The following is a 24,473-nucleotide window of genomic DNA, read 5'->3' as shown; positions in this document are numbered from 1 at the left end:
CTCCGGCCCGGCATGCGAGGAGACCTCATGAAGACCGACTCGGCTCCCGAGCGGCGCACCGCTCAGGCGGAGGCGTCCGCAGATGCCGCCACCGCGCCGCCGGACCCCCGGCGCTGGTGGGTGCTCGGAGTCATCTCACTTGCCCAGTTCGTCATCGCCATCGACTCGTCCGTGGTCAACGTGATGGGGCCCCGGCTCAAGGAAGCCATCGGCCTGTCGACGACCGGCCTCCAGTGGGTCATGAACATCTACGTCCTCCTCTTCGGAGGGCTGCTGCTGCTCGGCGGCCGGCTGGCCGACGTGGTCGGCCGGCGCCTGGTGTTCATGGCCGGCCTGACGCTGTTCACGCTCGCCTCACTGGGCGCCGGGCTCGCCGAGTCCGAGGGCCAGCTGCTCGCCGCGCGTGCGCTCCAGGGCATCGGCGCCGCGGCCCTCTCGCCCGCCTCGCTGTCCATCCTGGTGACGGTGTTCCCCGACGCCAAGGAACGGGCGAAGGCGTTCGGTGTGTGGGGCGCGGTCATCGGCATCGGCGCCAGCATCGGCACCATCCTGGGCGGTGCCATCGTCAACGCCGACTGGCGCTGGGCGTTCTGGATCAACGTGCCCGTCGGCCTGGCCATCGGGGCCGCCGCCGTCGCCCTCATCAAGCTGCCCAAGCCGTCCGGTGAGCGCCCGCCCAAGGACCTGGCCGGCGCGGTCACGGCGACCGGCGGCCTGCTGCTGCTCGTCTACGGCATCGTCACCAGCAGCGACCACGGCTGGAGCGACTGGCGCACGCTGGGCTCCCTCGCCGCGGCCGTGGTCCTGCTCGTGGCGTTCGTGCTGGTGGAGGGGCGCAGCGCAGCGCCGCTCGTGCCGCTGCGCCTGTTCCGCTCGCGTTCCGTGGTCGCGGGCAGCCTCGGTGAGTTCCTGACGGCCGCCCTGATGATGCCGATCTTCTTCCTGCTGCCGCTGTGGATGCAGGGCGTGCTCGACTACAGCCCGCTGCAGACCGGCCTGGCGTACCTGCCCGTCAGCATCGCCCTGATGGTGCTGGCGCCGGCCGCCTCGCAGCTGATCGGGAAGACCGGGCCACGGAACATGTACCTGGCCGGCACGGTCGCGCTCGCCGCCACCGTCGTCATGCTGATCCGGATGCCGGTGCACAGCGGCTACTGGAGCTTCCTGCTGCCGGTCACCGCGCTGTTCGGCATCGGCCTCGTGTTCTGCCTCATCCCCACCCCCGTGGTGGGTACGTCCGAGGCGACCGACGAGGACGCCGGCACGACGTCCGCGCTGCTCAACGCCTCGACGCAGATCGGCGCCGCGTTCGGTATCGCCGTCTGCGTCACCGTGCTCAACAAGAAGGTCGCCTCGGAGGCGGCGGCAGGGGCGAGCGAGAACGTCGCCCTGGTGCACGGCCTCCAGGCCGCCTTCGCGGTCCTGCTGGTCTTCCTCGCCCTGTCCGTCCTGAACGGCGTCTTCGGCTTCCGCCGCGGGGTGATCGGCACACCGGCGACGCAGGAGCCCGCACCGAGCCCCACCACACCGCCGACCGCCACCCTCACGGAACCCGCCCCGGTGGCCCGGCCCGAACGAGTGGGCTGACGCCCGCGGTTCCCCACGGCGGCCCGCCGTCCGACTTGGTCGGACGGCGGGCCGCCGGTTTGCGGGGTGTGGGCTGGTGCACTGCCGCGTGCCGGCTGCCGCCGGGGTTGCGCGGTCTGGGCGGTGGCCGTGCCTGCGGAGGAGGGCCGAGGTTCGTGGTCGCCCGCGGTGGCCCGTCGTGCGCCCGCGGTGGATGGCGTGCAGCGGGGTCGCGGATGTGCGGTGACCGTGCCGTCGCCGGGTCGGGGCAGCTTTCCGCGGTGGCCCGGTACGAGACGGTGGGCTGAGGTCTTCGGCCCCTGCGGCTCCGGCCTCGGCTACCGCCGACGCCGTCTCCTCTGCCTACCGTGCCACCGGCGTGGCGAGGCCGGGCCGTGATGCCGGGCTCCGCGTCGACGCCCCACGCCCGGCCGCCGGAGGCCTACGCCCCCACGTCGTCGGGTTCGCCGAGCCGTCGTACGACCGACTCGGCGATCGCGTGGGGAGTGAGCGGGGTGCCGTCGGGCGGAGGGGAGAAACGCAGCAGGGGCAGGTGCGGCGACTGCCGGTCCAGGGCGCGGCTCAGCTCGGCCGCCACACCGGCGATGCCGCCGTCCTCCTCGACGGTGACCGACAGGCCGTGTCCGGCGGCGAGTTCGGTGAGGTGTGCGGGCAGCGGAGCGACCCAGCCGGGGTCGACGACCGTCACCGCGACACCCCGCGCGTCCAGCAGCCGGGCGGCGTCCAGGCACACCCGGGCCGTCGTACCGACGGCGACGACCAGGACGTCGCCGTGCGCGGCCGGCCCGCGGTGCAGGACGTCGACGCCCCGGTCGTGGGCGACGGCCTCGATGTCGGGCCCGGCGGGACCGTCGGGGACGTACACCACCGTGGGCGCGTCCTCCACGCCGAGCGCCGTGTCCAGCAGGGCGCGCAGCCGGGCACCGTCGCGCGGGGCCGCGCAGCGCAGTCCGGGGACGAGCCGGGCCAGTTCCGCCACGTCCGTGCCCCCGGTCCGGCCGAGCGCGAAGGTCACACCGCACCGCGGCGCGATCGGTACGAGGGCGCGCACCGGCGAGTCGTCGGGCACGGCCAGTACGGGGTGCAGCCCGCCGGCGGCCAGGCCCCCGGCGCAGGCGGTGGCGTGCGCGGCGGTGTGTCCGGTGCCGAGGACCCGGTCGGGGTAGGCGTCCGCGAAGGGGCCCAGCTCGGGGCCGGGCCGGTCCGCGGCGTGCACGGCGACCACCTCCGGCCGCTCCGCGCCGGCCCGGGCGAGCTCCTCGGCGAACACCGACGCCCACGTCCGGGGGAGCGGTCCGTCGTGCGGTGCGGCGCGGACCACCTCGGACGGCGGGACGGCCCGCCCGCGCGACCGGGTCACGCAGTGCACGAGCACGGGCCGCCCGACGTCCCGGGCCGCACGCAGCGCCGCCTCGACGTCCGCCACACTGCCCCCGTCGACCGGCCCGTCCCCGGCCATCCGCAACCCCGCCGCCCCACCGCGCACCGCGAGGAGACCCGGCAGCCCTCTGCCCGGGCTCCGCCCGGACGCGCCGTCGACGGGCCCACCTCCCGCCGCACGCGAGCCCGCCGACGTCCCCTGCGCCGCGAGGAGTTCCCGCAGCCCCCGGCCGACGGTGTGCCACGCGCCGCCGACGGGTCCACCGCCCGCCGGGTGGGATCCGGCCGACGGCCCCTGCGGCCCGGCGCCTCCGGGCACCAGCTCCCGCAGCCCCCTGCCCACGGCGTGCCACGCGCCGGTGAGCCCCGCGCCCGTCACCGGTTCCCGGCGCAGGGCCTCACGCGCGGGCACGCCCTCCTCCAGTACCACGACCACGATCCGCAGCTCCGGCGCCTGGGCGAGGGCGCCGAGCGCCTCCCAGCCGGCGCCGCCCGCCAGCGCCTCGCCGTCCACGACCACCACGACATGGCGGTCGGCGCACCCGCGCAGGCGGAAGGCCCGGGCGAGCCCGCCGGCGTAGGACAGGACCTGCGCGTGCGAGCGCTCCCGGGGCCGGTCGTCGGCGCCGGTGAACTCCCGTTTCCCGGTCAGCAGTTCGTAGGCGAGCGGTACGTCACGCAGGCGGCCCCCGCTCCACACCACGGCATCGCGGTGCGCGTCGAAGACGCGGTGCAGGGCGATGCCCAGCTCCACGTCCCCGGCCGCTCCGCCCCGCGTCCGCAGGAATTCCCTCGTCTCGGCGGCTAGTTGACCCAGCCTTCCGGGCTCCAGCGCGCGTACGTCATGAGGGCCGTGCACGTCGTCGAGCAGCGGTCTGCGCGTTCGGGGCAGCGACGTCAAGGCGCACCTCCTGCTGGGGCCGGGGATCTCGGCAGCGCGCCCCGGGCCGTGAGGTCCACACGGTGACACGCGCCCGGCACGGCGAAACAGGTACGGGGGCACGGCCGGACGGTGAGGATGCGAACGGCCGGGCCGTGACGAATTCACGGCCCGGCCGCCCGGGTCACGGTCGTGCGCCCACCGTCAGGCGGCGACCGGAACCAGCGCGTACTGGCGTGTCAGCGCGGCCAGTTCCCGCAGGAACGTGTCCTCGTGGGCCCGGACGAAGAAGTGCCCGCCCGGCATCGTGCGTACCTCGCAGCCCCGCCCCGCGTGCCGCCGCCACGAGACCACCTCGGACACCGACACCAGCCGGTCGCGACGCCCCGCGAACAGGTGCAGCGGCACCCGCAGCGGATCCGACGCGGTGGACATCGGCCGGCCCGTGCACAGCAGCAGGTCGTCACGGGCCACCGGCAGCAGCGCCGAGAGGAAGTCCGGGTGGTTCAGCAGCACCTGGGGAATGCCGCCGAGCGCGGCGAGGCTCTCGATCAGCTCCTCGTCGCTGGCCTCCGGGTGCGCGATCTGCGGTGCGGGCAGATGCGGGGCCCGGTAGGCGCTGAGCACGACCGCCAGCGGCAGCGGGGCGCCGCGCTGCTGGCGCCGCCAGGCCAGCGAGTAGGCGATCAGGGCGCCCATGCTGTGGCCGTAGAAGATGTGGGGGTACTCCAGCTCATCGTCGAGCTGGGCGTCCATGTCGTCGATGAGGGCGTGCAGGTCGGTGAAGCGCGGTTCGTCCATCCGGCCCTCGCGCCCGGGGAGCTGTATGGGCAGGACCCGGACCCGCGCGCCGTGGGCGTCCAGGTTGCGCTGCCAGCGCCCGTAGGCCGAGGCGCCGCCACCCGCGTACGGGAAGCAGAACAGCCGTACGTCCGTGCTCAGGCCCTCGTCGATGCTGCTCCGGGACAGGTATCGGGTCATCTTGCTCCGCCTCGGGTTCCGTCCAGCGTGGGTGTGTCGGCGGGATCCGCCGCGCGGCGTTTCACCGGCGGCCGAACGGACGGGCAGGCCCGGCCGGCGTGGCACGGACACACGCGGGCGGGGCGGACACCCGACCGGGAGGACGCCGTCTCCACTGCGAGGCGGACCCCGGCCGACACGTCGAGCAGAGTGCGGCCGGGGGCTAAAGGACAGCCAAACTCCCCTTCCGACGCGGCCCGTTCGCCGACACGCTCAAACCCCGCTTTAGCGCCCCCGCCCACGATGGAGCGCCCGTATGCCGTCCCTCCACGAGGAGATCCCATGACATCCCCCACTCTCCGGGGCGCCACCCGCAGTTCGACGTCGGGGCCCGTGCGCGTCGCCTGGGCGCTGCTCGGTGCGTTTCTCCTGGTCTGGGTCGTGTTCGAGATGATCAAGCACGCGGGCTGGGTGATCCCGCTGGGCGTGCTGGGCTTCATCGCCCCCGACCTGTCGTTCTTCGTCGGCGCCTCCGGCGCGCACCAGCACGGCCAGCTGCCGCGCGGCACGGTCGGCCCGTACAACCTCGTCCACCGGCCGATCGGCCCCCTCCTGTGGATGACGGTCACGGCCCTGCTCGCCGACGGGCCCGGCGACAACGCCGCGCCGTTCACCTTCGGCCTGGCCTGGCTGCTGCACATCGCGATGGACCGGGCACTGGGATACGGCCTGCGCACGGCCGACGGCTGGCAGCGCTGAACACCAGGGGGTGTCCGCAAGGTCCCGCCTGCCCCGCGCGATCCGGACAGACCGAGGCGCCCCCGCGGGGGCGCCTTTGCCGTGGCGCAAGGTCGCGTTGCGAGCATCCTGCGAGCCCCGACCCCCCCCCATTTCCGGAGGCAGCATCCATGGATACCGAACGGCAGACGGCCCACGACGTCCGCACCACGGCCGAGCCGTCCCTGAGCTATCCCTTCCCCCGCCCCTCGGCGGTCGAAATACCTCGCGTCTACAGCGAGTTGCGCGACAAGTGCCCGGTCGCGCACGTACGGCTGCCGAGCGGCGACGAAGGCTACGTGGTCACCCGCTACGACGACGTGCGCACCGTCCTGGCCGACGCCCGCTTCAGCCGCGCCGCCACCGTGGAGCCGGGCGCCCCCCAGCTCTCCAAGAGCCCGCCGCTGGCCGGCGGTCTGTTCACGATGGACCCGCCCGAGCACACCCGGCTGCGCAAACTGGTCCTGCGCGAGTTCACCAACCGCCGTGTCCAGCAGCTGCGCCCGCGCATCCAGGAGCTCACCGACGGACTGCTCGACTCCATGGAGCGGCTGTCGCCGCCCGTCGACCTCAACACCGAACTGGCCTTCCCGCTGCCGGTGATGGTCATCTGCGAACTGCTCGGCGTGCCCTTCGAGGACCGCGGCCGCTTCCGCGCCTGGTCGGACGCCTTCGTGTCGCTGACCTCGCACACCCCCGAGGAGACCGCCGCCCAGCGCACCTCGATGATCGGGTACCTGAAGGCGCTCATCGACAGCAAGCGCGAGGCGCCCGCCGACGACCTCATCAGCGCGCTCGTCACCGCGCACGACGAGGACGGCAGGCTCACCGAGCACGAGCTGATCACCATGTGCATCACCCTGCTCGTGGCCGGCCACGAGACCACCGTCTCCCAGATCGGCACCTGCGTGCTGACCCTGCTGCGCCACCCCGAGCACCTCGCCGCCCTGCGCGAGCGACCCGACATGATCGAGCACGCCGTCGAGGAACTCCTGCGGATCAATCCGATCGGCGACGGCGGCCCGCTGCGCATCACCTTGGACGACGTGGAGATCGGCGGCACGGTGATCCCCAAGGGCAGCGCCGTCCTCGCGGCGATCTGCTCGGCCAACCAGGACGCCGACCGCTTCCCCGAGGGCTCCCCGGCCGACTTCGACCCGGCCCGCCCCTCCGCGAACCAGCACGTCGCCTTCGGGCACGGCCCGCACCACTGCCTCGGCGCCGCCCTCGCCCGCGCCGAACTCCAGATCGTCATCGGCACACTGCTGCGCCGCTTCCCCGGCCTGAAGCTCGCCGAGGAGGTCGACGCGCTGCGCATGACGACCGGCATGATGGTGCACGGCCTGACCCGCCTGCCCGTCACCTGGTGACCTACGGCCGCTGAGACCAGCGCACGACGAAGGCCCTGCCCGCGGTCCGGGCAGGGCCTTCGTCATGGCGAGAACGCCGTGCCGTCACACACGCGACGGCGGCCGCTGCTGGCGCACCGCCACGTGCGGGCCGGGCTTCTGGAGCTGGAAGTACGCCCCCGCGAGCACCCGCTGCTTCAGCGACTGGCTGCGGTCCACCACCCGGTACAGGGTGCGGCGGAAGGCGCCGCCCGCACCGTGCAGCGCGAACAGCCGCTCCTGGCGCAGCTGGAGTCCGCGCGACTTGCTCACCGACGTCTCCCGCGCCCGCTGGAACTCCTCGCCCGCCCGCGCCAGTCGCGACGGCGTACCGCCGGCCTCGAAGGCTCGCTGCACCAGCGGCGCCAGCGTCACCGCGTCGATGATGGCGTGGTTGACGCCCTGCCCGAGGATCGGCGTCAGGGTGTGCGCCGCGTCGCCGGTCAGGATGAGACCGGGGCACGACCAGCGCGGCACCAGCGTGGTGAAGATGTCCAGCATGGACGTGTCCGACCAGCCGCGTATCTCGGAGCGCACGGCGTCCGACAGCTCCGGCGCGAGCCGGTCCAGCCGCTCGTAGAGGGCGGGCAGGCCCTTGGCGCGCAGGTCCTTCAGACCGCCCTTGGGGATGTTGAACCCCACCCGCACGCTGTCGGGGTGGGTGGGGATGAACAGGCCGTGCTGGTCGCCGTGGATGCGGATGCGGTACGTACGGTCGTCCCACTGCTCGGGGAAGGGAAGCTTCAGCCACACCACGTCCCGCTCCAGCGGGATCTTGGTGTACGGCAGCCCGGACATCTCCCGCACCTTGCTGAAGCGGCCGTCCGCCGCCACCGTCAGCGCGGCCCGTACGGTGATCTCGCCGTCCGGCGTCCGCGCCCGCACCCCCGTCACCGGGCCGTCGCCCTCGCGCACCAGGCCGGTCGCCGTCGCCCGGCGCACCAGCGTGAAGTGCTCCGGGGACTCCTCGCCCAGGTCCGCGAGGGCCGACAGCAGCGCGGGCTGCGGCATCTCCACGGGGTAGGGGTGCGGGTAGGGGAACCGGGTGAAGTCGGCGCGCAGCACGGTGCTGCCCGAGTCGACGATCTCCATGCGGTGCATCTGCTGGTAGGCGCCGTCGAGCCGGCCGAGGATCCCCAGCCGGTCGAGGAGCCACACGGAGTCGGGGGAGACCGACTCGCCCCGGAACGACCGGTCGAAGTGGCCACTCTGCTCCAGGACCACGACGGAGACCGAACGCTTGGCGAGCTCCACGGCCAGAGTGAGGCCCGCCGGACCCCCTCCGACCACGCACACCTGCGCGGTCAGCTCATCTGTCATCGTCATCGCTGCCTTTCCGGAGGAGACACGGTCGTCCGATGGTCCCGGCGCGGCCTAAAGCGGCCCTTGCAGAGCGGACGCCGGCCGCGCGCCGGTCCGGCCGCAAGCGGCCCTTTAGGGCGGCGCGTCAGAGTGGCGGCGGTGACGGAAAACGCCCGGAGCGATCCGGGCGCACCGGGATACGAGTCTGCCGCCGGCCCCACGTCCCCCGTCGGCCGGCGGCAGACCTCGTCCTCACGACCCGGCCGTGGCCTCCACCCGCTCCTTCAGGGCGTCGGTCAGCGAGCGGAACCCCACCTCGCTCTGGCGGATGATCGAGCCGGTGACGGGGACGAGCACGCCGGTGAACGTCTCGGCCTGCACGACGTGCGTGCCGCCCTCGCGCGGGGTCAGCTCGAAGCTGTGCAGCCCGTCGAAGACACCCGTGACACCCAGGCGCCCGCGCCACCGCAGCAGCCGGGGCGACTCGCTGACGAGCACCGTCGGCTTGAACACCATCTCGCGACCGCTGCCCGGCAGCCGGAACCGCAGGCTGAGCCGCTGCCCCGGCTCCGCCCGGCCCGCCGCCCCCACCAGGAACGGGTTCCACTCGTGGAACCGCTCGAAGTCGGTGAGAACGGCCCACACCTCCTCGGGCCGGGCACTGATCTGGACTTCGGACGCGATACGGCGCACGCTGCTGCGCTCCTTCCACGGCCCCGCGGGGAGCCGCTCACGGGCGGGACTTTATGGACACGCCCTAGCCACGCTAATGGCTCGACGCACCGCTCCACAGGTGGCTTTGGCGTCACGCAACCGTCCCTTTAGCGCCCTGTACTCGAATCCGGCCACCCACGGCCGGATGCCACCGCCGACGCCCTCGCGACCGGCCGCTCACTCACCCGCGAGATGCGCGGGAAGCAGCCACACGCCCGGGCGTACCTCCAGGGGCGCGGTCCCCAGCTCCGTCTCGCGGGCCGCGGCTCTCGCCTCGGTGACGGTCCTGGTGAGGCGTACGGCGTACTCCTGCCAGCGCCGACGCCCTCGCGACCGGCCGCTCACTCACCCGCGAGATGCGCGGGAAGCAGCCACACGCCCGGGCGTACCTCCAGGGGCGCGGTCCCCAGCTCCGTCTCGCGGGCCGCGGCTCTCGCCTCGGTGACGGTCCTGGTGAGGCGTACGGCGTACTCCTGCCAGCGCCGGTCGCCCGCGCGGCCGGCGGCCGCCTCGTACTCGGCGAGGCGGCTCAGCGCCTCCGTGGCGCGTCCTTCCCGCAGGGCCACCAGGGCCAGGCCACGCAGGGCGTTCGCGGCACCCCGCTCGTCGCCGGCGGCGCGGCCGGCCGACAGCGCCCGTACGTACCCGCGCTCGGCGCGCGCGACCCGGCCCTGACCGAGCATGACGTCCGCCTCGCCGGACACGCAGCGAGCGGCCGAGGCACGATCCCCCTCACGGGTGAACACGTGCCAGGCCAGCCGGTAACGGTCGACGGCCGCCGTCGGCTGCCGCCGCTGCCACGCCAGGTCGCCCAGCGAGCACAGCACCACGGCCTCCGCGCGCGTGTCGGCGGCCTGCCGTGCCGCGTCCAGGGCGAGTTCGTGACTGGACTCCCAGTCGTCCCACAGCGCGCCCGCCTCGTAGTACCCCGCCGCCGCCGAGGCCAGGGCGCAGCACAATCCCCACTGCCCCGTCGCGTGCGCCTGCCGCACCGCCTCCAGCAGCCCGGCCGACTCCTCCTGGAACCACTGCAGGGGCGCCACCCCCACCAGCTCCTCCGGGTGGATCCCGGCCGGTGGCGCCACCGGCTCCACCAGCTGGTCACGGCCGGGCGCGAGCCGTGCGTCGGCGTGCCGGGCAAGTGCCAGGAACGCCCGGCACAGCCGGCCGGTCGCCGCCGCCGAGCCCTGCCCGAGCAACTCCAGCGACAGGGCCCGCAGCAGCGGATGGAACCCGTAGCGCACCGGCGTCAGCCGCCCCGACCGGGGTCTGGCCTCCAGCAACTGGGCGCGCACCAGCTCCTCCGCGTACCGCTCGGCCTCGGCCGGCTCGCAGTCGAGCAGCGCGGCCGCGCTCCACAGCGCGAAGTCCGGCAGCGGAGCGAGCCCGAGCAGCCGGAACGCCTGACGCTCGGGCACGCCCACGTCCCGATAGGCCGTCAGCAGACTGCCCCGTACGTCGAGATCGCCGAGCGCGAGCGCGCCCAGCCGGGTCCGCTCGTCGGCCAGCCGCCGCGCCAGGTCGGCGGCCGTCCAGTGCGGCCGCGCCACCAGCCCGGCGGCCGCGACCCGCAGTGCCAGCGGCAGGTTGCCGCACAGCCGTGCCGTCTCCGCGACGGCGGCCGGGTCCTCGCGCATCGCGGGACCGCCGCAGCGCAGCAGCAGATCCCGGGCCTCGTCCGCGTCGAACACGTCCAGGACGAGATGCTGCACCCCTTCGAGGGCGCCCAGCGCATGACGGCTGGTCAGTACGACGGTGCTGTCGGGCAGCGCCGCGAGCAGCGGCCGCACCTGGGCCTCGGACACCGCGTCGTCCAGGACGACGAGCATCTTGCGGCCCCTGGTCCGCTCGTGCAGCAGCTCGCCGGGCTCAGCCGGTTCCGCCGCCGGCGGCCCGTCCGCACCGGGTTCCGGCTCCCCGCGCAGCCGCCGCAGCAGCGTCGCCACGGCGGCCTCGGCGGTCAGGGCCCGGCCGCCCGCGTCGCGCAGCAGCAGCAGGACGCGTCCGTCGGGGAAACGGTCCGCCGTCTCGTGCGCCAGCCGCGCGGCCAGCGTGGTCTTGCCGGCCCCGGCCGGACCGGACACGGCCAGCACGCGGCCCGGCACGGGCCCGTCCCCGTGCAGGAAGCGCCTTCCCAGCGCGAGCTGGGCCGCCCGGCCGGTGAAGTCGCCCACCGGCGCCGGCAGCCACACCACCGGCTCGTCGCGCACCGGCCGCGCCGCCGGCCGCCCGCTCCCGGTGCCGCCGCGCCACGACAGGGCGGGGTCGGAGGCGAGGATCCGCTCCAGGAGCCGGCTCATCACCGGCCCGGGCTCGACCCCCAGCTCGGAGACGAGCGCGCGCCGCGCCTGGTGGTACACCTGCAACGCGTCCGACTGCCGCCCCGACCGGTACAGCGCCACCATCAGATGGCAGTGCACGGTCTCCCGCAGCGGGTGGTCGTGGGCCAGAGCCATCAGTTCGCCCACCAGCTCCTGGTGGCGGCCCAGCCGCAGATCGGCCGCGATGCGCTGCTCGAGCACCTCGGCGCGCAGCTCGTCGAGTCGTATCGCCGACGTCTCCAGGGTCGGACCGTGCGGGATGCCGGACAGCGCCGGCCCGGTCCACAGCGCCAGCGCCCGCTCCAGCGTCCGGGACGCCTCGTCGTACTCCTGCCGCCCGTAGGCCGCCCGTCCCTGCTCGCGCAGCGCCTCGAACACCAGCAGGTCGAGGTCGTCCGGGGCGACCCGCAGCAGATAGCCGGGCGGCCTGGTGATCAGGGGCTGCTGCCGGTCCGCGGTGCCGTCGAGGAGCGCCTTGCGGAGCTGGGAGACGTAGACCTGAAGAGTGGTGGTGGCCGTGCGCGGCGGCTCGGTGTTCCACAGCTCGTCGATCAGCGTGTGCGTGGACACCACGTTGTTGCTCTGCACCAGCAGCGTGGCGAGTACCGCCCGGGGCTTGGCAGCGGACGGCGCGGCGGGCGCCATGCGGACCGGCCCGAGGACGCGGAAGCGCATGGCCGGCCTAACAGTCCTGCAGCACGGTCACGGACACCCGGGCCACTTCACGGTCACCCTGCCGGAACGTCAGCCCCAGCCGCGCCGACGGCCGCCCCGCCGCGTCGCGGTCCGCCGCCGGTGCCGGCCCCGTGCCGTCGGCGCCGCTCACCCCGCCCACGGCGCAGTACAGCGGCAGACCCGGCTCGGCGAAGCCGCGGAAAGCGGCCTGCCACCGGGTGAGCAGGGCGTGCGACGGCACGAAGCCGTGCAGCTCGGCGGCGGCCAGCAGCGCCGCCTGCCGCGATGCCTCCAGGAACAGCGCCGGGGGCACCTCGCCGGAGCCGTCCGCCAGCACCGCCTCCGCCGCCTGCCCGTCGACGGGGAACAGCAGCTCCTCGTCACCGTCCTCGCCCTCGGCCGACAGCGCGACGAGCACGTGGCGAGGGTCACGGTGCCCGACCTGTTCCGGCGCGGGAACACCGGCCGGCTCGACAAGCCACCCCGCGGCGATGCTCTGCTCGCTCTGCCGCCGCCCCGCCTCCCGGTGCCCCCGGTACACCCCGGGGCTCAGGAACACGAGCCGGGCGTCGGCCGCGCCGCAGCGCCGCCCGTCGATCGACACGGCCGCCTCGCACTCCAGGCCGCGGGGCACGCCGGTGACGACGTCGACCGGGGTGAGGGCGAGGTCCAGGGTGAGCCGCGAGCCCTCGCCGATGCGCCGCCACGGCGTCACGTCGGTGATCTCCACACCGGTGGCGGAGACGGCGGTGATCCGCTTCTCGGGCACCCGGAAGTACTGCCGCGCCGCGAACAGCGCGGCCTGGCGCAGCGCCTCGACGGGGAACAGCAGGTCGTGGAAGGGCGTCGTGGTGTCGCTGAACAGCGGGTGCCGGTCCGGCAGCTCGGTCGCGAAGCTGAAGCTCTGCCGCACGGGCGTGCCCGCGTCGAGCAGGAAGGCCTCGGGGCTGTCCGGCTTGTGCACCAAGTGCTGCGGGCCGAGGAAGAGGCGGGAGAGCGCGAGAACGGTGTCCATGCGATTCCTCCGCGACGTGTCCGGGGTCCCCTGGTGCGTTCGAGTCTCCGGCACCGTCCGTCCGCGGTGAATCCTCGCCGTCATGGCTTGGATATGACGATTTCATACGCGCGCACCGTCACGGGCACGCGAAGAGGCCCCCCGCTCGTGCGGAGGGCCTCTCACCGTCTGTGCGCCGCCAGGGACTCGAACCCCGGACCCGCTGATTAAGAGTCAGCTGCTCTAACCAACTGAGCTAGCGGCGCCTACTGACGTCGTAGACGTTAGCACCCTGATCGGAGGGAGGAAAAATCGATATCCGCACAGCCTCCCGAGCCGCCCGCACGGCCGCCCACAGCACCACCTCCGGCCCGGGCAGCCAGGGCTGCCGGCAGTCCGGCGCGACCAGCCACCGAGCCCGCGCCCGGCCGGACGCCCCGGAGGGCACAGCCGGCCCGGAGGGGGAATCCACCCCCGTGGGGGACTCGGTCGTGGCCGGGACGGTGACGGCGTCGCCCGTGCCGTGGCACAGCAGCGGGGGAACCGGCCTCGTACGACCGCCCGCGCCCCACTCCTCCCACTCCAGCAGCGCGGGCAGCCGCTGGGCCGTGCCGGGCGCGGCGAACAGCAGCATCCGGCCCCGGAACTCCGCGACCGGCCCGGAGCCGGGCCCGTCGTCCCACAGCCGGTCGAGCATCCGCCGCCCGAACATCGCGGGCGCGCTGACGACGTCGAAGACCGACCCGCAGGGCAGTACGACCGGTGCGCCCGGCCGCTCCTCCCAGAGGGCGAGCGTGCTCCGCGGATACGTTCCTGCCGAGGCGAGCCAGGCGGCCCCGTCCGGGGTGACATAGGAGGCGTTCCATGCGCTGCTCATGGCGTCAATGTCTACCGGCCGTGAACGCGCGGTTCCCGAGGGTTGCGGGAAATCGGGACAGCAGGGGGTGGGAGGCAGTATCTTGCCCGCCTGGCATATGCCACGGAGATCGGCAAGGCGGCGGAGACACCGGGTCTCACACCGGGTCGACGGGCCCCCGGCCCTCGCCGCCGCCCCGCAGCAGGTCCCGTCCGAACTCGACCATCTTCTTGGCGTAGTCCTCGGTCCAATCGGCCCGCTCGGCGATGTCCGCGGTCGTCAGCCGGTCGAACCGCCGCGGATCGGCCAGCTGTGCCGCCGCGATCGCCTGGAACTCCACCGCCCGGTCCGCCGCGGCCCGGAACGCCAGCGTCAGCTCCGTCGCGCGGGACAGCAGGGCGCGGGGATCGTCGATCGACTCGAGGTCGAAGAAGTGCTCAGGGTCCGAGGCCGCCTCCGCGGGCTCGAACAGCAGGGGCGCGGGGCGTAGCCGCGGTTCGTTCCGACGCGGCGTGGGCTCCGCCATGTCAACTCCTTCTCGTACGTCGCGCTGACCCGTCCCCGTATGCGGGGGCACCCCCAGGTGGAGTGGGCCACCGTCCATTGTCTCGCGGGCGCGCAAGTGGGCATCGCGGTAGTGGGTACGGCTGCGACACCCCCCGGCGTTCGTCACGCCCGCCAGGACACGCGATGTTCGGCCAGGCGCCGACAGGGCGTGATTCATGGCCGCCAGGCCACCCGGTGCTCCGCGAGATGCGCCAGCACCGCGTGATTCGCCTCCCACCCGTCCGGAAACTTCACCACCGTCCCCAGCTGCACCGGCTCCGTCGACGGATAGTCGTCCAGCAGGTCGCCGACCCCCGCCCGGCAGACCACGATGCACGCGTGCCGGTGGCGGGAGGCCAGGACGCACAGGCGGCCCGTCTCCAGGTGGAAGGCCGTGGCGTCGGGGCGGCCGGAGAGAGGGTGCAGCACCACCGTGACGTCGTACTCGCGGCCCTGGAGCCGGTTGGCCGTGTCCACGACCACGTCGGTGACGCCGAGGTCGGCCAGGGCGGCACGTACCGCGGCCGCCTGGTCCCGGTGCGCCGTGCCGACGGCGATCCGATCTGCAGTGAGGGGCGTCGGGTCCGGCGAGCGTTCCGACGTCGCCGCGCCGCCACGGTCCAGCAGCCGCCGTACGACCGTCGCCACGGCCCGCACCGCCTCCGGGTCCGTGCGCGGCGTGTGCCGCGCGGGCAGCTCCAGCAGGCCCCAGCCCGACTCGGCCGCCTCGTCGATCACCCGGTCGGGGCCCGAGCCGTCCGACGGCACGGTCAGGGACAACCGCCGGTCGCCGTGGCCGGTGCCGCTGCGGAAGGGCGTGTACGGGTAGAACGCGTCCGACACCAGCGGTGCCGCCGAGGCCGGGAGCCGCCAGGACACCGGCAGGCGGTGCTGCGGCAGGTCCGGGTTGTGCGCGAGCAGGGTCGTCACCGCCGAGGCCGACGGGTCGTACGTGAGGCCCGCCCACTGCTCGCTGCCCACGATCGCGAACGGGTCGAGCTGCCCCGGGTCGCCCACGAACAGCGCCCGCTCGAACAGCCCGGCCACCGCGAGCAGCGCGTCCGAGCGCATCTGGTACGCCTCGTCGACGATCGCGTGCCGCCACGGCTCGTCGGCCTTCACATGCGCCCACTTCGCCGCCGTCGAGATCACCACGGCCAGCCCGGCGAGGTCGGCGGCCTTCGCCGACTTGCGGACGTTCTCCAGGTCGTCGAGCGCCTTGTCGTACGGGTCGGCGTCGCTGCTGTGCAGCCGCCCCACCGGCAGCTCGGGGTTCTTCTCGGCGAGCCGCAGGACCAGGTCGTCGACCTGCGCGTTGGTCTGCGCCACCACCATCAGCGGATGGCCCGCCTCGGCCAGCTCCAGTGCCGCGCGGACGACGAGCGTGGACTTGCCCGCGCCGGGCGGGGAGTCGACGACGACACCGCGCGCGGTGCCGTGCAGCGTGTCGTGGAGGATCGCGTCCGTGGCCTGGGCAGCGGCGGCGGAGGGGTCGAGAAGCGTCGTCACAGCACGTCCTCCGCGGTCACCGGGTCGGCGGCCTCCAGGGTCGCCTCACCGGGCGGCCCACCGTGCGTCCAGGGAGTCTCCTCCGGGTCGGGCAGCTTCGCGCCGCCCCGCTGCTCGTGCTCGAAGAGCGTGAAGCAGACCCGGTCGCCCTTCTCCGGCACCGACCCCGGCTCGGGCTCCTTGCCGCGGCCCATCTTGTCGAGGACCCGCAGCACGACGTACGCGCCGTCCTCCTCGGCCCCGACGAACTCCGCCGACTGCGGCTTCCCGCCCAGCGACCGGTACACCTTCGTCCGCTCACCGAGATGCGGCCGGTCGTCCGTGCGCACCGTGACGAGGGGGCGCGGGCTGGGCCGCTTGCCCTCGCTGTACGCCATCACGACATCGGTGACCTCACCCGCGAACGCCTCGCCGGACAGCCGCCGCCCCGCCATGACCAGCGGGTCGTCGAGGGCCTCCTGCGCCTCCAGCCGGGCCTGCTCGCGCTCGCGTGTGGCGAGCTTGTTCGCCGCGGTGACCGCGTCGTCGCGGCGCGGCTGCGGGGGTTCGCCCGCCAGGACCCGGTCGCGGTGGCCGGTGAAGGACCAGCGGTCGCGGGTCCACCGCTCCTCGACATGCGCCCCCTCGGGCAGCTCCCGCAGCAGGTCCAGGCCCTGCCAGATCTTCTCCCAGGTGGGCAGGGTGCGGCTGAGCACCAGGTCCCGGATCTCCCGCTCGGCGGCGGTCAGCGCGCCGAGCCGGTCGTCGGCCTCCAGGCCGTCCTCGGCGGCGGCCAGGGCCGTGCGGGCCCGGTCGTAGCGCTCGATGGCCGGGGCGAGCAGCTTGTTGTCGAACGCCGGGTCGGTGGCGGGACCGGCCGGGGGACACGTGAGCTGGCCCTTCGCGTCCCGCTCCAGCTCGGCCCGCAGCGCCGCCTCGGCGCCGGTCAGGCCCTCCGGCGGGTCGATCCAGGCGAGCAGCGCCCCCAGGTGCTGGTCCTCCAGGGTGGACTGCCCGGTCGCCCAGTGCCGGCCCAGTACGTCGGTCATGGCCAGCAGCAGTGAGGAGCCGGGCACCCGGGCCCGCTCCCCGAAGTGCGTCAGCCACCGCCCGAGCAACGGCACCCGGGGCGGCGCCGGATGAGGGGTCTCCGGATCCTGTTCCGCCGTACGCCGGAAACGCATGGAGCGCCCGAGCAGCCGCACCAGGTCGATGCCCCCGCGGCTCGGCACGATCAGCTGCGGCGCGTCCGCGCACAGGTCGACCTCGACCTTGACCCGCTTGCCGGTCTCCGGGTCGGTCTCGGTGCGCTCGGCGGCCTCCACGACCTCGGCGTACGCGTCGACGTACGGCAGCACCACGTCGGCCAGGTCCGCCAGGAACGCGAACCTGAGGTCCCGGTCGCGGGGCTGCGGGACGACCAGCAGGCGCGGCGCGTCCCGGTCGGTGCCGACCAGCGCGCCGAGCGGGGCGCCGGCCTCACCGGCGGTGGTCAGCGGCACGAACACCAGCGGACGGTCGGACAGGTGCCGGTGCCGGACGGTCGCGGCGGGCTGGGCGCGGCCCGTGCTGACCGCTTCGAGCCGGGCCAGGGTGGAGATCAGCGACATGCCGCCTCCAGTGCCTCGGCGCGCAGGGCCGCCGCCCGCCTGAGGGCCGCCACCGCCGGATCGTCGGGGTCGCCCGCCTCGCCGCGGGCCGCCGCGAGGACGTCCTCCACGGTCGTCAGCCCGCCCAGCTCCGCCCGCACCGGCCGCCCGAGCGAGGTCACCGCGCCCGTCTCGCGTGACCGGCCCCGGCAGTGGAAGGCCAGCTCGCACGCGGACAGGCACTCCGGCGCGTACGTCGCCGGGACCGACTCCACGGCGGCCGTCAGCTCCTCGGCGGGCAGCTCCGGGGAGAAGCACGTGCCCTCGGGGAGCGTCCCGGCGATGTCCTCGATGCGGGTCAGCCGGGTCAGCTGGCGGGCCGTCACCGCACGCTGCTTGCGGATGTCGACGGCGGACGCGGCCGGCAGGTTGGAGAAGTCCCTGGGGCAGACGAGCAGGATCCGGTGCCGCACGCGCGGGGCCGGATCCAGACGGGCCGCGACCTCCTCCAGCGCCAGCACGTACACCGCCGCCTGCCGGGCCGCCGCCCCGACCTTCGCCGGGTCCGCCGAACCGTCCAGCAGCGGGAACGACTTGATCTCGACCACGGTCCAGCTGCCGTCCGGATGCACCACGACCGCGTCCGGTTCGAGGAACGCGGGGGAGCCGGCGACGTCGAGCGCGAGCATCGGGTGGTCGAGCAGCGTCCACGCGCCCGGGTGGGCGGTGGCCTCCCGCAGCTCCAGCGCCGTACGGGCCGTACGCCCCTGGGGGCCGGTCGCCGTCAGGTCGGGCACGCGCGCCTCGGCGGGCGGCTCGGCGGCCCGGTCCAGCTTCTCGTGCACCAGCCGCAGCAGCTCCGCGCCGCCGTCGGCCTTGACCTTCGCCTCGAACGCGTTGCCCCGCGTGAGCGCGAACTGGGACTGGCCGAAGGCCGACGGCGAGCCCAGCGCGCTCGCCAGCGCCGCCTTGTTCACCCCGGCGCCGTCGAGGATCGCGCGCCGCGCGCAACCGGGGTTGGCGGCCAGCGCCGCCAACGCGCGCGCGTCCAGGGCCTTCGCCGGTACGTCGGGACCGCGCAGCTCAGCGAGCCGGTGCCGGAGCGCCGTCCCCCGCGTCCTTGGGGGAGGCACTCGGCTCGGCTCCCGCTCCGAACCGCGACTCGCGCTGCCGTGGAATTCGCTCACCCGCGGAAGTCTGGCATCCGGCACTGACAATCGAGGAACCCGCGGCCGGAGATGCCGCCGTGACCGGTGCGACTCGCGGCACGAAACGCGCCCTGACCCGGTCCGCCGTGCGCATCACCACCGGCGCCAGCAGCAGCCCGGCGCCCATGACGGCCGCGCCCGCGAGCGCGTCGAGGAAGTAGTGGTTGGCGGTGCCCATGACCACGATCGTCGTGATCAGCGGGTAGGCGACTGCTGCGATCTTCGCCGTGCGCGTACCGCCGTAGCGCCACAGCATCACTCCGCACCACAGGGCCCAGCCCACGTGCAGACTCGGCATCGCCGCGTACTGGTTGGTCATCCCGCCCATGCCGCGCGGGGCGCTCGCCGCGCCGCCCCACCAGCCGTACGAGCTGTACTGGGCCATCGTGTCCACGAAGCCGTGGCTCGCGTTAAGGAGCCGGGGCGGGCAGGTCGGCATCAGTGTGAAACCGACCAGGCCTATGAGGGTGGACGTCATCAGCCACGTGCGCTCGGCGCGGTACCGCACCGAGCGGGAGCGGAAGAGCCACACGAGGATCGCCGGCGTGACCAGGTAGTGCAGCGACGCGTACCAGAAGTCCGCCGGTATGCCTATCCAGGCCTCGCGGGTGAAGAGGCGGTTGAGCGGGTGCTCGAAGTTGAGATACAGGGCCTTCTCGGCGCGCAGGAGCGCCAGGCCGTTGTCGACCGCACCGGAGACGTCGCCCCGGGCGAGGAGCCGGCCCGCCGTGTAGCACGCGTACACCAGCAGGATCAGCGGCAGTTCCGTCCACCAGCGCAGCCGGCGTGCAGGGGCCGCCTCGGTGCCCGGTGTCTCGGTGTGCGGCATCCGATCGCCCTCCCCCTTCGTCGTCACGCGGCACCCGGCCGGTGGGTCGTGCCACTTTACGGCGTACTCTCGCGCCCCGGTGGGCGCCCTCCGGACCTCAAAGACGCTGAGATCGCCCCCCGGGTTGCCCGCGACCAGCGTGCGCGATGATGGAGGAGTTCCGCTCGCGTTTTTCTTCCGGAAAGGTCCCCCATGGCTCCGCGCGTCCTGTTGGCCCGCCACGGACAGACCGAGTGGTCGCTGTCCGGCAAGCACACGGGCAGGACGGACGTGCCGCTCCTGGAGGAGGGCCGGCGCGGGGCCAAGCTGCTCGGCGAGCGCCTGCACCGGGCGCCGTACGACGGCCTGCCCGGCGTCGAGGTGCGCACCAGCCCGCTGGCACGCGCGCGTGAGACCTGCGAACTGGCCGGCTTCGGCGACCGCGCGCGTGCCTGGGACGCGCTGCTGGAGTGGGACTACGGGGCGTACGAGGGCATGACCCCGGCGGACATCCAGGCCGTCCGGCCCGGCTGGCTCATCTGGCGCGACGGTGTCCCCGAGGGGGAGACGCTCGCGGAGATGACGGCCCGGGCGGACGAGGTGGTCTCCTGGGCGCGAGCCGAGGACCGGGACGTCCTGGTCTTCGCCCATGGGCACATCCTGCGGTCCATCGGGGCGCGGTGGCTGGGTCTGCCGATCGACTTCGCGGCGCGGATACGGCTGAATCCGACCTCGCTGTCGGTGCTGGGGTGGGCGTACGGGGAGCCGGCCATAGAGAGCTGGAACGATCTCGGGCATCTGGTGTAGCAGAGGGCGTTCACACCATCCGCGGCAACGACGCGTGCCTCTCCAGGAACGCCGACACCCCGGACGCCCGCCGGTGCGGTGACAACACCCGCGCCGTGGCCGCCAGCATCGTCTGGACCCGGGACGACTGGACCTGCTCCAGCAGATCCAGCACCCGCATCCCCGCCACGGCGGCCTCGTCCGGCCGGCCGCCCCGCGCGAGGTCGTCCGCCAGCTCCGCCGTGTACAGCGCGATGTTCCGGGTGAAGTGCGGATCCTGGAGCTCCGCCGCCCGACGCGCGTGCCGTGCCGCGCGGGGCCAGTCGCCGAGCGTGGACCAGCACTGTGCCTCCAGGCCCTCCAGTTCGGCCTCTCCGTAGAAGCTCATCCACTCGGGGTCGTCGTCCGAGGGGCCCCGGTCGAAGAGGGCCTGCGCCCGGGCCAGTGCCTGCTCGCAGCCGACGCGGTCGGCGAGGCCCGCCCAGCCGCCCGCCTCGCGCAGCGCGAGCAGCGACATCAGCCGGGCCGAGCCCACGGGCCGGGCGACGCGCTGTGCGGCCTGGGCGGCCCGGACCGCCTCGCGTGGCCGGCCCGCGTCGCGCGCCAGGAAGGCCGTGTTGCAGAAGGCGTGCGCCTCCAGGCCCGGGTCCTCGGTCATCCGGGCGGTCGCCAGGGCCTCCGCGTAGTGGGAGCGGGCGTCGTCGAAGCGTCCCGAGTCGTGGGCCAGCCAGCCGACGGAGATGGCCAGTTCACCGGCGCCCGAGTAGAGCCGGTCCGCCGTCGTCTGCCGGGTCGTACCGGCGTCCAGCAGGGCGTAGGCGGCACGCAGCGGGGCCGCCGCACGGCGGTAGAGGCCGTCGGCCCCGTGCCGGTCGTCGAGCAGCCGGATGCGGCGGACGGCTTCTTCCAGGGCACCCGCGTCACTCGCTCCGGCGCGGCGCACCGGGCGCTGTGCCGCCGCGGCGTCGAGGGCGAGGCCGACGGGCCCCAGCGAGGCGGCGGCCACCGTGGCGCCCCCGCCGGTCATGAATGCGCGACGTAGCACGTCGCTCTCCTCGTAGGTGTCGTGCGGGTGGTACGGGTCGTACGGGTTCTGCATTTCATACGGCTCGCACGCCCCGCTGCTCTCATTCGTGGCGTTCGCCGGGTTCGTGGTGCACGTCGGGGGCGCGTCCTCGGTGTCGCGCGCCCGGCGTCCGCGTACCGCTGAGCGGGGCGCGAACCCCAGGTCGGTGAGCGTGCGGCCAGGGAACATGTGCAGGAACACCCGTTCGTACGCGTAGTTGGGGCAGCGGATCTCGCCCGCCTCGACCCGGCCGATGTACCGCGCGTCACAGCTCACCTGCTCGCCGATCTCCAGGGCCGCCCGCCGGATCGCCGCGGCGAACTCGGCCGGCGAACGCTGGCCGCGCAGACGCCGGAAGGCGAGGTTGGGCCGCGGTGGCCGGTCGGGTTGAGATGAGGTCACCAGTGACGACGCCATGGCCGGGTCCTCTCGTGCGAACCGTCGAACCATGCCGGGCTCGGGGCGAGTTGTACGAGTTGTCCCGTATGTTCTTCCCCGTGTCCGGCGGGCAAGAACGTACCTGCTGTGTCGGAGCCCTCACGCTGGGTTTGACTACAAACCGGATATCTCATCCGTGATCTGCCATGAACTGCCATCCTTTGCGGCTGACTTCCGCCGTAGCCGTTGACGGTCTGCCGCGTTGAACCCTGCGGACCGGGAGGCCCCCGACTCCCGACCGCTCGTCCAAGCAGGGGTTCTGTGGTGGAGGCCGGGATGGAGACCAGCCGGATCAACGATCCTCGAACACCGCCGAGTACACCGCCGGCCGGCTGCGATGTCGTGACGGTGCCGGCGCGGCAGGGGCTGGAGGCGGTCGACATCCTGCGGCGCGGGACCGGTGAGGCGGTCGGGCCCGTACTGCACGACGACGGCGGTGGCACGCTGGGCTTCCTGGTGCCGCCGGGGACGGCCGCGGCGTGGGACGTGCCGGGGAGCACGTGCACGGAGACCGACGGACGCGGACTGCCCCTGGCCCCCGAACCTCCCATGGAAGGCTCGGACTGGCTGCTGCCGCCCGGGGAGGCGGACCTCGCGACGGACCCCGCGATGCTGCGCGAGGCCCTCGGCGAGGCCGCCCGGACGATCGAGGCGGCGGACAGCTGCCGCTGAGGCGCTGACGCGCGGTCGGGTGCTCGCGTCTGGCGGGGTGCTCGAGTCCGGCGGGGGCTGATGCGCGGCGAGGGACTGCGTCCGGCCGGGCGCTCACGCCCGGCGGGGTGCTCACGCCCGGCGGGGTGCTCACGCCCGGCGGGGTGCTCGCGTCTGGCGGGGTGCTCGAGTCCGGCGGGGGCTGATGCGCGGCGAGGGACTGCGTCCGGCCGGGCGCTCACGCCCGGCGGGGTGCTCGCGTCTGGCGTGGCACGGACGCGCGGCGAGGGACTCCGTCTGGCGGGGCGCTCACGTCTGGCGTGGCACGGACGCACGGCGAGGCACTACGTCTGGCGAGGCGCTCCCGCCGGGCGGGGCTGAGGACGTGGCGGGGTGACTGACGCCCGGCGAGTTGCTGACGCCCGGCGGGGGACTGGCACCCGGCGGGGGACTGATGCCCGGCGCGGCGCTCGCGCCCGACAGGGGCGTACGCCCCGCTTAACAGCCCGACCCCGATAATGGCCCCATGGGAAAGTCCAGGAGCGGTCGGCGCAGGCAGGCCGGTGACGCAGCCGTCGTCGAGAGTGTCGACGGCGGGCTCGCCGAGCTGATCCCCGACCGCGAGCGGGCCCGGGCGTGGACCCTGGTGGTCGACGGGGCCCCGCAGTCGCACGTCGACCTGGACGACCCGGCGTACCTGTCCTTCGAGTACCAGCGACGGCTCGGGCATGTCATCGACCTCGTCGCCCCGCAGGGCCGGCCCGTGCACGCCGTGCACCTCGGCGGTGGCGCCTTCACTCTCGCCCGCTACGTCGCCGCCACCCGGCCCCGCTCCACGCAACAGGTCGTCGAACGGGACGCCGGTCTCGTACAACTGGTGCGCCGCGAACTGCCGTTGGACCCGAACGCGCGCATCAGGGTGCGGTCCGTCGACGCCCGCGAGGGGCTCGCCAAGGTGCCCGACGGCTGGGCCGACCTGGTCATCACCGATGTGTTCAGCGGGGCCCGGACACCGGCCCACCTGACCTCGACCGAGTTCCTCGACGACGTACGCAGGGCGCTGAAGCCCGGCGGTGTCTACGCCGCCAACCTCGCCGACGGGCCGCCGCTCGCGCACCTGCGCGGCCAGATCGCCACCGCCGCCGCCCGTTTCGGGCAGCTCGCGCTGGTCGCCGACCCGACGGTGCTGCGCGGCAAACGCTTCGGGAACGCCGTGCTGGTCGCCTCCGACCAGCCGCTGCCCGTGGCCGAACTGACCCGCCGCGCCGCCTCCGACCCGCATCCGGGCCGGGTCGAGCACGGACGGACACTGACCGACTTCACCGGCGGGGCCGTACCCGTGACGGATCTCGCGGCGGTGGCGTCGCCCGCGCCGCCCGCGTCGGTGTTCAGGTGAGCCCGTACGGCACGCGGTGGTTCCCGGGCGCTCAGTAGGTCCCGATCTCCACGCGCGGCGGTCCGTCGTGCCAGGTGCAGAACACCGACACCCGGTCCGCGCCCGAGGAGAACTCCACGCGGATCCATGACTCCGTCTTCCACACCTGCATCGACCAGCCCGCGCCGGGAGTGGCCGAGACGAGGGAGGCGGAGGTCCTGCCGAGGTCGAAGACCGCCCGGCCGCCGTCGGTGTCGTAGCTCTTGACCTGGCCGGTGACGGTGGTGGTGGGGGCGGGGGAGGGGCTGGGTGGTCTTGTTGGGGCCGGGGCCGGGGTCGGTTTGTCGGTCCTCGGTGGTGCGCTCGGAGCGCGCCGCTTCGGCGGAGGCGTCCGTTCCGACGGTGTGGCCGGCGGCTTCGGCTCCTTGGCCGTCACGTCGGCGGCCTTGATGGGCAGGGCGCGCGGCGGGTCGTAGGCCGTGCCCGCCATCACCGTGTGGACACCCCACCACGACAGCGTGACCGCCGCGCCCGTGGCGAGCAGCCAGGCCAGTACGTGTACGAGTCCTCTGCGCATCGCGGGCCATCCTGCCTCACATGTCCCACGCGTTGTGCACGAACGAGGGTCGCGCGGGGGCCGGTTGTCCCCATGCGGGGAGTTGTCCACAGGCCCGCGCCCGGCTG

General features: G+C 74.2%; 21 protein-coding genes and 1 tRNA gene. 6 read left to right on the top strand and 16 right to left on the bottom strand.

All coding sequences use genetic code 11. The features are described from left to right. The first annotated feature begins 27 nt into the window (after nucleotides 1–27). Nucleotides 28–1,587 (top strand): MFS transporter, encoded by a 1,560-nt coding sequence (locus tag ABFX81_RS15190; protein ID WP_346138177.1) that lies wholly within the window; start codon nucleotides 28–30, stop codon nucleotides 1,585–1,587. A 421-nt stretch (nucleotides 1,588–2,008) separates the two neighbouring features. On the opposite strand, the gene ABFX81_RS15185 is transcribed toward ABFX81_RS15190, so the two are convergent. Further along, nucleotides 2,009–3,868 (bottom strand): 1-deoxy-D-xylulose-5-phosphate synthase N-terminal domain-containing protein, encoded by a 1,860-nt coding sequence (locus ABFX81_RS15185; RefSeq protein ID WP_346138176.1) that lies wholly within the window; start codon nucleotides 3,866–3,868, stop codon nucleotides 2,009–2,011. Between the two features lie 183 nt (nucleotides 3,869–4,051). Continuing rightward, complete coding sequence (locus ABFX81_RS15180) at nucleotides 4,052–4,828, bottom strand: thioesterase II family protein (RefSeq protein ID WP_346138175.1); 777 nt, start codon at nucleotides 4,826–4,828, stop codon at nucleotides 4,052–4,054. 321 nt (nucleotides 4,829–5,149) lie between these two features. Here ABFX81_RS15180 and ABFX81_RS15175 point away from each other — a divergent pair, with 321 nt between their 5' ends. Together ABFX81_RS15175 and ABFX81_RS15170 are read left to right on the top strand one after the other, a co-directional pair. Next, nucleotides 5,150–5,566: a DUF4260 family protein gene (locus ABFX81_RS15175; protein ID WP_086845017.1), complete on the top strand. Its 417-nt coding sequence runs from the start codon at nucleotides 5,150–5,152 to the stop codon at nucleotides 5,564–5,566. A gap of 149 nt (nucleotides 5,567–5,715) precedes the next feature. Next, the gene (locus tag ABFX81_RS15170; RefSeq protein WP_086853327.1) at nucleotides 5,716–6,954 is read left to right on the top strand and encodes a cytochrome P450; all 1,239 of its coding nucleotides are present in this window, start codon (nucleotides 5,716–5,718) and stop codon (nucleotides 6,952–6,954) included. 84 nt (nucleotides 6,955–7,038) lie between these two features. Here ABFX81_RS15170 and ABFX81_RS15165 read toward each other — a convergent pair whose 3' ends face one another. The 12 genes from ABFX81_RS15165 to ABFX81_RS15110 form a co-directional block, all read right to left on the bottom strand. Continuing rightward, nucleotides 7,039–8,298 carry an FAD-dependent oxidoreductase gene (locus tag ABFX81_RS15165; RefSeq protein ID WP_346138174.1) on the bottom strand — a complete coding sequence of 420 codons (1,260 nt, stop codon included), beginning with the start codon at nucleotides 8,296–8,298 and terminating at the stop codon, nucleotides 7,039–7,041. A 228-nt stretch (nucleotides 8,299–8,526) separates the two neighbouring features. Then, nucleotides 8,527–8,967, bottom strand: a complete 441-nt coding sequence (locus tag ABFX81_RS15160) for an SRPBCC family protein (protein ID WP_086853329.1) — start codon at nucleotides 8,965–8,967, stop codon at nucleotides 8,527–8,529. Nucleotides 8,968–9,165: 198 nt separating this feature from the next. Continuing rightward, nucleotides 9,166–9,333, bottom strand: a complete 168-nt coding sequence (locus tag ABFX81_RS15155; protein WP_346138173.1) for a hypothetical protein — start codon at nucleotides 9,331–9,333, stop codon at nucleotides 9,166–9,168. Beyond that, the gene (locus ABFX81_RS15150; protein ID WP_086853332.1) at nucleotides 9,330–11,984 is read right to left on the bottom strand and encodes a BTAD domain-containing putative transcriptional regulator; all 2,655 of its coding nucleotides are present in this window, start codon (nucleotides 11,982–11,984) and stop codon (nucleotides 9,330–9,332) included. Before ABFX81_RS15150 ends, ABFX81_RS15155 begins: the two co-directional genes overlap by 4 nt. Before the next feature lie 7 nt (nucleotides 11,985–11,991). Then, nucleotides 11,992–12,999, bottom strand: coding sequence for an AfsA-related hotdog domain-containing protein (locus tag ABFX81_RS15145; protein WP_346138172.1), 1,008 nt, complete (start codon nucleotides 12,997–12,999; stop codon nucleotides 11,992–11,994). Nucleotides 13,000–13,170: 171 nt separating this feature from the next. Beyond that, a tRNA-Lys gene (locus tag ABFX81_RS15140) sits at nucleotides 13,171–13,244 on the bottom strand. After that, nucleotides 13,235–13,855, bottom strand: coding sequence for a bifunctional DNA primase/polymerase (locus tag ABFX81_RS15135; RefSeq protein WP_086854293.1), 621 nt, complete (start codon nucleotides 13,853–13,855; stop codon nucleotides 13,235–13,237). The genes ABFX81_RS15140 and ABFX81_RS15135 overlap by 10 nt, the downstream gene beginning before the upstream one ends. A gap of 136 nt (nucleotides 13,856–13,991) precedes the next feature. Beyond that, entirely contained in the window at nucleotides 13,992–14,360 is a 369-nt protein-coding gene (locus ABFX81_RS15130) for a hypothetical protein (RefSeq protein ID WP_086854292.1), read from the bottom strand. Between the two features lie 194 nt (nucleotides 14,361–14,554). Continuing rightward, the gene (locus tag ABFX81_RS15125) at nucleotides 14,555–15,889 is read right to left on the bottom strand and encodes an AAA domain-containing protein (protein WP_086854291.1); all 1,335 of its coding nucleotides are present in this window, start codon (nucleotides 15,887–15,889) and stop codon (nucleotides 14,555–14,557) included. Next, complete coding sequence (locus ABFX81_RS15120; protein ID WP_086854290.1) at nucleotides 15,886–17,478, bottom strand: hypothetical protein; 1,593 nt, start codon at nucleotides 17,476–17,478, stop codon at nucleotides 15,886–15,888. Before ABFX81_RS15120 ends, ABFX81_RS15125 begins: the two co-directional genes overlap by 4 nt. Further along, nucleotides 17,469–18,590, bottom strand: a complete 1,122-nt coding sequence (locus tag ABFX81_RS15115) for a hypothetical protein (protein WP_086854289.1) — start codon at nucleotides 18,588–18,590, stop codon at nucleotides 17,469–17,471. The genes ABFX81_RS15120 and ABFX81_RS15115 overlap by 10 nt, the downstream gene beginning before the upstream one ends. Continuing rightward, on the bottom strand, nucleotides 18,541–19,494 hold the full coding sequence (locus tag ABFX81_RS15110) for a phosphatase PAP2 family protein (RefSeq protein WP_086854288.1): 954 nt from the start codon (nucleotides 19,492–19,494) through the stop codon (nucleotides 18,541–18,543). The genes ABFX81_RS15115 and ABFX81_RS15110 overlap by 50 nt, the downstream gene beginning before the upstream one ends. A 192-nt stretch (nucleotides 19,495–19,686) precedes the next feature. Between ABFX81_RS15110 and ABFX81_RS15105 the strand changes: the two genes are divergently transcribed. Further along, nucleotides 19,687–20,280, top strand: a complete 594-nt coding sequence (locus ABFX81_RS15105; RefSeq protein ID WP_086854287.1) for a histidine phosphatase family protein — start codon at nucleotides 19,687–19,689, stop codon at nucleotides 20,278–20,280. A gap of 10 nt (nucleotides 20,281–20,290) precedes the next feature. Here the strand turns inward: ABFX81_RS15105 and ABFX81_RS15100 are convergent, their stop codons facing one another. Continuing rightward, a complete protein-coding gene (locus ABFX81_RS15100) occupies nucleotides 20,291–21,742 on the bottom strand; it encodes an NsdA family TPR-like regulatory protein (protein ID WP_086854286.1) in 1,452 nt (483 codons plus the stop codon). A gap of 297 nt (nucleotides 21,743–22,039) precedes the next feature. Here ABFX81_RS15100 and ABFX81_RS15095 point away from each other — a divergent pair, with 297 nt between their 5' ends. Together ABFX81_RS15095 and ABFX81_RS15090 are read left to right on the top strand one after the other, a co-directional pair. After that, the gene (locus tag ABFX81_RS15095; protein WP_086854285.1) at nucleotides 22,040–22,435 is read left to right on the top strand and encodes a hypothetical protein; all 396 of its coding nucleotides are present in this window, start codon (nucleotides 22,040–22,042) and stop codon (nucleotides 22,433–22,435) included. Between the two features lie 505 nt (nucleotides 22,436–22,940). Continuing rightward, nucleotides 22,941–23,810: a fused MFS/spermidine synthase gene (locus tag ABFX81_RS15090; RefSeq protein ID WP_086854284.1), complete on the top strand. Its 870-nt coding sequence runs from the start codon at nucleotides 22,941–22,943 to the stop codon at nucleotides 23,808–23,810. Between the two features lie 31 nt (nucleotides 23,811–23,841). On the opposite strand, the gene ABFX81_RS15085 is transcribed toward ABFX81_RS15090, so the two are convergent. Then, nucleotides 23,842–24,366 carry a hypothetical protein gene (locus ABFX81_RS15085; protein ID WP_346138171.1) on the bottom strand — a complete coding sequence of 175 codons (525 nt, stop codon included), beginning with the start codon at nucleotides 24,364–24,366 and terminating at the stop codon, nucleotides 23,842–23,844. Nucleotides 24,367–24,473 lie beyond the last annotated feature (107 nt).

Source organism: Streptomyces coeruleofuscus (genome assembly GCF_039532725.1).
GTDB lineage: Bacteria > Actinomycetota > Actinomycetes > Streptomycetales > Streptomycetaceae > Streptomyces > Streptomyces coeruleofuscus.
The sequence above is the reverse complement of the archived record's forward strand: the minus strand, read 5'-3'. Positions and strand labels throughout refer to the sequence as shown.

Coding starts and splice junctions, on each gene's coding strand:
- ABFX81_RS15130 (WP_086854292.1), bottom strand. CDS start 14,360: ATGGCGGAGCCCACGCCGCGTCGGAACGAACCGCGGCTACGCCCCGCG.
- ABFX81_RS15145 (WP_346138172.1), bottom strand. CDS start 12,999: ATGGACACCGTTCTCGCGCTCTCCCGCCTCTTCCTCGGCCCGCAGCAC.
- ABFX81_RS15175 (WP_086845017.1), top strand. CDS start 5,150: ATGACATCCCCCACTCTCCGGGGCGCCACCCGCAGTTCGACGTCGGGG.
- ABFX81_RS15110 (WP_086854288.1), bottom strand. CDS start 19,494: ATGCCGCACACCGAGACACCGGGCACCGAGGCGGCCCCTGCACGCCGG.
- ABFX81_RS15100 (WP_086854286.1), bottom strand. CDS start 21,742: ATGGCGTCGTCACTGGTGACCTCATCTCAACCCGACCGGCCACCGCGG.
- ABFX81_RS15165 (WP_346138174.1), bottom strand. CDS start 8,298: ATGACGATGACAGATGAGCTGACCGCGCAGGTGTGCGTGGTCGGAGGG.
- ABFX81_RS15190 (WP_346138177.1), top strand. CDS start 28: ATGAAGACCGACTCGGCTCCCGAGCGGCGCACCGCTCAGGCGGAGGCG.
- ABFX81_RS15135 (WP_086854293.1), bottom strand. CDS start 13,855: ATGAGCAGCGCATGGAACGCCTCCTATGTCACCCCGGACGGGGCCGCC.
- ABFX81_RS15120 (WP_086854290.1), bottom strand. CDS start 17,478: ATGTCGCTGATCTCCACCCTGGCCCGGCTCGAAGCGGTCAGCACGGGC.
- ABFX81_RS15180 (WP_346138175.1), bottom strand. CDS start 4,828: ATGACCCGATACCTGTCCCGGAGCAGCATCGACGAGGGCCTGAGCACG.
- ABFX81_RS15090 (WP_086854284.1), top strand. CDS start 22,941: ATGGGAAAGTCCAGGAGCGGTCGGCGCAGGCAGGCCGGTGACGCAGCC.
- ABFX81_RS15095 (WP_086854285.1), top strand. CDS start 22,040: ATGGAGACCAGCCGGATCAACGATCCTCGAACACCGCCGAGTACACCG.
- ABFX81_RS15105 (WP_086854287.1), top strand. CDS start 19,687: ATGGCTCCGCGCGTCCTGTTGGCCCGCCACGGACAGACCGAGTGGTCG.
- ABFX81_RS15085 (WP_346138171.1), bottom strand. CDS start 24,366: ATGCGCAGAGGACTCGTACACGTACTGGCCTGGCTGCTCGCCACGGGC.
- ABFX81_RS15170 (WP_086853327.1), top strand. CDS start 5,716: ATGGATACCGAACGGCAGACGGCCCACGACGTCCGCACCACGGCCGAG.
- ABFX81_RS15150 (WP_086853332.1), bottom strand. CDS start 11,984: ATGCGCTTCCGCGTCCTCGGGCCGGTCCGCATGGCGCCCGCCGCGCCG.